General features: G+C 69.5%; 2 protein-coding genes. Both read left to right on the forward strand.

Features of this window, described 5'->3' with window-relative positions:
• A partial coding sequence (locus ACWEPF_RS39395; protein WP_452176456.1) for an amino acid adenylation domain-containing protein occupies positions 1–4,751 on the forward strand: 4,751 nt, incomplete at its 5' end.
• The coding region (locus tag ACWEPF_RS39400; protein ID WP_452176457.1) for a condensation domain-containing protein at positions 4,751–5,982 on the forward strand (1,232 nt) is incomplete at its 3' end. The genes ACWEPF_RS39395 and ACWEPF_RS39400, both read left to right, overlap by 1 nt.

The following is a 5,982-nucleotide window of genomic DNA, read 5'->3' on the forward strand; positions in this document are numbered from 1 at the left end:
GCACGGGTGACCTGGCGCGGTGGTCGGCGGAGGGTCTGCTGGAGTATCTGGGTCGTGCGGATGAGCAGGTGAAGGTCCGCGGCTTCCGCATCGAGCTCGGTGAGATCGAGGCACGGCTCGGCACTCATCCGGGTGTTGAGGACGCCGCGGTCGTCGTCCGGGACTTTGGGGAACACGACAAGCGCCTGGTCGCCTACGTAGTGCCTTCGGCGCAGCGCGCGCACCCCGTGCGAGAGCTCCTGCGGATCGGGCGCACCGAGCCGGAGGTGCTGGAGCGCACGTACCAACTCCCCAACGGCATGACGGTCTTTCACCAGAATCGGAGCGAGACCGACTTCGTATACGAGGAGATCTTCACCAACCTCGAGTACCTGCGCAACGGCATCACCCTGCCCGTCGGGGCGACCATCCTCGACGTGGGCGCGAACATCGGCATGTTCACCCTGTTCGCCGGCCTGCGGGTTCCCGACGCCCGGATCTACGCCTTCGAGCCGATCCCGCCGGTCTTCGACACCCTGCGCCGCAACGCGGAGCTGTACGGCCTCAACGCCACGGTCTTCAACTGCGGTATCGCGGCCGAGGCCAAGGAGGAGACCTTCACCTTCTACCGGCACAACACCGTCATCTCCAGCAGCCGTACTACCAGCACCCAGGCGCACGAGATGGTTCGCTCCTACCTGCGCAACCAGGAGGAGCTGACCGAGGGTGGCGTGGCTGCCGGTGACGCACTGGTCGACGAACTGGTTGACGCCCGCCTGGACAGCGAGCAGTTCGTCTGCCGCCTGCGGACCCTCTCGGAGGTCATCGCTGAGCAGGGCATCGACCGCATCGACCTGCTGAAGGTCGACGTGGAGAACGCCGAGTACGAGGTGCTCAAGGGCATCGATGAGGCCGACTGGCCGAAGATCCGTCAGCTCGTCGTCGAACTCCACGACGTCGATGGCCGGTTGGCGCTGGTTGAGGGCCTGCTCGCCTCCCTCGGTTACGACGTGGTGCGCGAGCAGGACAACCGCCTGCTGCAGAACATCCCGCTGTACAACCTGTACGCGGTCCGCCCCGACGCCGCGCCTGTGGCGGACACCGGGGCCGACGCCGAGCCGGCCGCGTTGCGCTGGTCGGGCCAGGCTGAGCTCGCCGAGTCCATCTTGGCTGCCCTGCGCGACTCCCTGCCGGAGTACATGGTGCCGTCGGCGACGGTGATGCTCGAGTCGCTGCCGCTCACCGTCAACGGAAAGCTGGACCGAAAGGCCTTGCCCGCGCCCGACCAGCCTGTCGGCACGGGAGCCAGCTCGCGCGGCCCCGCCGACGCCCGCGAGGCGATCCTCTGCTCGGCCTTCGCCGAGGTCCTCGGCGTGGCGTCGGTCGGCGTCGACGACAGCTTCTTCGCGCTCGGCGGCCACTCCCTGCTCGCGGTCCGGCTGGCCAGCCGGGTGCGGGCCCTGCTAGGGGTCGAGGTGCCGGTGCGCAAGCTCTTCGACGCACCTACCCCGGCTGGTCTGGCCTCCGTGGTGGCCGCGCTGTCCGGTCCGGCCCGACCCCCGCTGGAAGCCAGGCCGCGCCAGGAGCTGGTACCGCTCTCCTTCGCGCAGCGTCGGCTCTGGTTCCTGGGCCAGCTGGAGGGCCCCAGCTCGACCTACAACATCCCGATGGTCCGCCGCCTGGACGGCGCCCTGGATGTCAACGCCCTGGCCGTGGCCATGCTGGACGTGGTGGGGCGGCACGAGGTGCTGCGAACGGTCTTCGAGGTCGCGGACGGCGAGCCGTACCAGCGGGTGCAATCGGTTGCCGAGTCGGGCCTCGCCCTCCGGACCGTCGAGGTGACGGCCGACGCCTTGGCCGCTGCGGTGGCGGCGGAGTCCGGGCACGTCTTTGACCTGGCCGCCGAACTTCCCGTCCGGGCGACGCTGTTCACCGCAGGCCCGGGCGAGCAGGTGCTCGTTCTGGTGGCGCATCACATCGCCGTCGACGGCTGGTCGATGGGCCCGCTCGGCCGCGACCTCTCCGAGGCGTACGCAGCCCGCCGGGAGGGCCGGGCGCCAGACTGGGCCCCGCTTCCGGTGCAGTACGCGGACTACGCGCTCTGGCAGCGGGAGGTGCTCGGTTCGGAGGACGACCCGCAGAGCGTGCTTTCGCAGCAACTCGCTTACTGGCGTGAGGCGTTGGCCGGGGCGCCGGAGGAGCTGGAGCTGCCGGGTGACCGGGTGCGCCCGGCGGTCGCGAGCTACCTGGGGCACGCTGTGCCGCTGGATGTGCCCGCGGAGCTGCACCGTGCCTTGGTGAAGGTGGTGCAGGACGAGGGCGTCACCCTCTTCATGGCGTTGCAGGCGGCGCTGGCCGTGCTGGTGAGCAAGCTGGGTGCGGGTACCGACATCCCGATCGGCACGGCAAACGCCGGGCGTACCGACGAGGCGCTGGACGACCTTGTCGGGTTCTTCGTCAACACCCTGGTGGTGCGGGCCGACCTGTCCGGTGATCCGACCTTCGCTGACGTCCTTGCCCGCGTGCGAGAGGCCTCCTTGGCTGGCTTCGAGCATCAGGACGTGCCGTTCGAGCGGCTGGTGGAGGAGCTTGCGCCGTCCCGCTCGCTGGCACGCAACCCGCTCTTCCAGGTGGAACTGACCCTGCAGAACAACGAGCGAGCGGGGCTCTCCCTGCCCGGCGTGGACGCGGTGGTCCAGACGGTCGCGAACTCGCGGGCGACGGCCGATCTGATGTTCACCGTCGGAGAGGAGCTGGACGAGGCAGGGGAACCGGCTGGGATCCGTGGTGTTGTGATTGGTGCGGCGGATCTGTTCGATCTTGGTTCGGTGGAGCGGATTGTCGCGCGTTGGACGCGGTTGCTTGGTGAGTTGGTGGCTGATCCGTTGGTGCGGATCGGTGTGGTGGATGTGCTGGATGCCGAGGAGCGGCATCGGGTGCTGGCCGAGTGGAATGACACGGCGGTTGAGGTCGCGCCGGTCACGGTGCCGGAGTTGTTCGGGGTGCAGGTGGCCCGGATGCCGGATGCGGTGGCGGTGGTTGGTGGTGGCGTTGAGCTGAGTTATGCGGAGTTGGATGCCCGTGCCAACCGGCTTGCTCGGTTGTTGGTGGGTCAGGGTGTGGGTCCGGAGTCGGTGGTCGCGGTCTGCTTGGAGCGTGGCGCGGATCTGGTGGTTGGTCTGCTCGCGGTGTTGAAGGCGGGTGGGGCGTATCTGCCGGTTGATCCGGAGTATCCGGCGGAGCGGATCTCGTTCATGCTCCGCGATGCCAGGGTGACGTGTGTGCTCACCTCGCAGGACTGCGAGGACCAGGTGCCTGTGCTGATCGGGGTGCCGGTTGTGGTCCTCGACGACCCGGCAGTCTTGGTGACGGTCGCGGGCTTGGACGCCAGCGCCGTGTCCTCCGGACTGTTGCCGGCGCACCCTGCGTACGTGATCTACACCTCCGGCTCGACCGGCCGGCCCAAGGGCGTGGCGGTCTCGCACACTGGTGTGGCGAGCCTGGTGTCTGCGCAAGCCGCGCGGCTGGGGGTGGATCGCTTCAGCAGAGTCCTGCAGTTCGCCTCGCCGGGCTTCGATGCGGCGAGCTGGGAACTGGTGATGGCCCTCTGCTCGGGTGCGCGGTTGGTGGTGGCGGGGGCGGGGGAGTTGTTGCCGGGTCCGTCGCTGGTGGAGTTGGTGGCCCGGTACGGGGTTACGCATGCGACGCTGCCGCCGGCGGTGCTGGCGGTGCTGGAGCCGGGTTCGGTGGTGTCGTTGTCGACGGTGGTGTCGGCGGGTGAGGCGTTGGGGGCCGAGCTGGTGGCCCGTTGGGCCGAGGGCCGGCGTCTGGTGAACGCGTACGGGCCGACGGAGACGACGGTGTGCGCGACGATGAGTGCTCCGCTGAGGGCGGGTGAGCTGCCGTCGATCGGTGGGCCGATCGTGAACACGCGGGTGTTCGTGCTGGATGCCGCGTTGCGTCCGGTGCCGGTGGGTGTGGTGGGTGAGCTGTATGTGGCGGGGCCGGGTCTGGCGCGCGGGTATGTGGGCCGGCCGGGTCTGACGGCGGAGCGGTTCGTGGCGTGCCCGTTCGGTGTGGCCGGGGGCCGGATGTACCGCACCGGTGACCGGGTCCGCTGGACGGCTGAGGGTGAGCTGGTGTTCGCCGGCCGTGCCGATGACCAGGTGAAGGTCCGGGGTTTCCGGATCGAGCTGGGTGAGGTCCAGGCCGCGGTGGTCTCCGGGCCTTCGGTGGCGCAGGCCGCGGTGGTGGTGCGTGAGGACGTGCCAGGGGACAAGCGCTTGGTCGCGTACGTGGTTCCGGTTGGGGATGGGGACGATCTGCCGGGCGCGGTGCGGGAGTTCGTGGCGGCCCGGCTGCCGGAGTACATGGTCCCGGCGGCGGTGGTGGTGCTCGATGCGCTGCCGTTGACGGTGAACGGGAAGCTGGACCGCAAGGCCCTGCCCGCCCCCGACTACGCAACCGGCGGCGTTGGCCGGGAGCCCGAGACCGAGCAGGAGAAGGCGCTCTGCGCAGCGTTCGCCGAGATCCTCGGAGTCGAGTCGGTCAGTGTGGACGATGACTTCTTCGCCCTCGGCGGGCACTCCCTGCTCGCTGTTCGCCTCACCAGCCTGCTACGTGACCGGCTGGGCATTGAGGTGGCCGTGAAGACGGTGTTCCAGGCCCCGACAGTGGCTCGGCTCGCCCCTGAGATCGGCGATCTCGCAACCGGAACTCAGAAAGCAGCAAGGCCGGCACTGCGGCCGATGCGTCGACAGGAGGAGTCCTGATGGTGCCGTTGTCGTTTGCGCAGCGTCGGTTGTGGTTCCTGGGGCAGTTGGAGGGGCCGAGCGCGACCTACAACATCCCAGTGGTGCTGCGGCTGGCCGGTGAGTTGGATGCAGACGCGCTTGGCGCTGCGCTGCTTGACGTGGTGGGCCGGCACGAGGTGCTCCGGACGGTGTTCGGGGTTGACGACGACGAGCCCTACCAGCGCGTCCTGCCGCTCGGCCAGGCGGGGTTCCGATTCGACGTGGTCGATCTCGCTGAGGAGGAGCTGGCTGCGGCGGTGGCGGGGGTGACCCGGTATCTCTTCGACCTGGAGAACGAGATCCCCATCCGGGCCTGGCTGTTCAGGACCGGCCAGGGCGAGCAGACCCTTGCCCTGGTGATGCACCACATCGCATCCGACGGTTGGTCGACGGGCCCGCTGGCTCGCGACCTCTCGGCGGCCTATGCGGCCCGCCGGGAGGGCCGGGCGCCGGACTGGGCTCCGCTGCCCGTGCAGTACGCGGACTACACGCTCTGGCAGCGCGAAGTGCTCGGGTCGGAGGACGACCCGCAGAGCGTGCTCTCGCAGCAACTCGCCTACTGGCGCGAGACGCTGGTCGGCGCACCGGAGGAGCTGGAGCTGCCTACCGACCGGCCTCGCCCGGCCGTCGCCAGCTACCGCGGGCACTCCGTAGAGCTCGCCCTGCCCACCGACGTCCACCGGGACCTCGTGCGGCTGGCGAGGGAGCAGGGCGCGACGCTGTTCATGGTGGCGCAGGCGGCGTTGGCCGTGTTGCTCTCCAAGCTGGGTGCGGGCACCGACATCCCGATCGGTGCGACGAACGCCGGCCGTATGGACGTGGCCCTCGACGATCTGGTCGGGTTTTTCGTCAACACCCTGGTGCAGCGCACCGACCTGTCCGGAGACCCGACCTTCCTCGAGGTCCTCGGCCGGGTCCGGGAGACGGCGTTGGCCGGCTTCGGCCACCAGGACGTGCCGTTCGACCGGTTGGTGGAGGAACTGGCCCCGGAGCGCTCGCTGGCCCGCCACCCGCTCTTCCAGGTCATGCTCACCGTGGACAACACCGCTCGGACCGGGCTCGCCCTGCCGGGCGTACGGGCGGGGGGAGCGGTCCCAAGCGCGTTGGCTCGGCCCGTGGGGGTGAGTGCCGATGTGGTGGCGAAGTTCGATCTCGATGTCAGTCTCGGTGAGATGTTCGATGCCGAGGGTTTCCCGGCTGGGGTTGGTGT

It is taken from the genome of Kitasatospora sp. NPDC004289 (genome assembly GCF_053602875.1).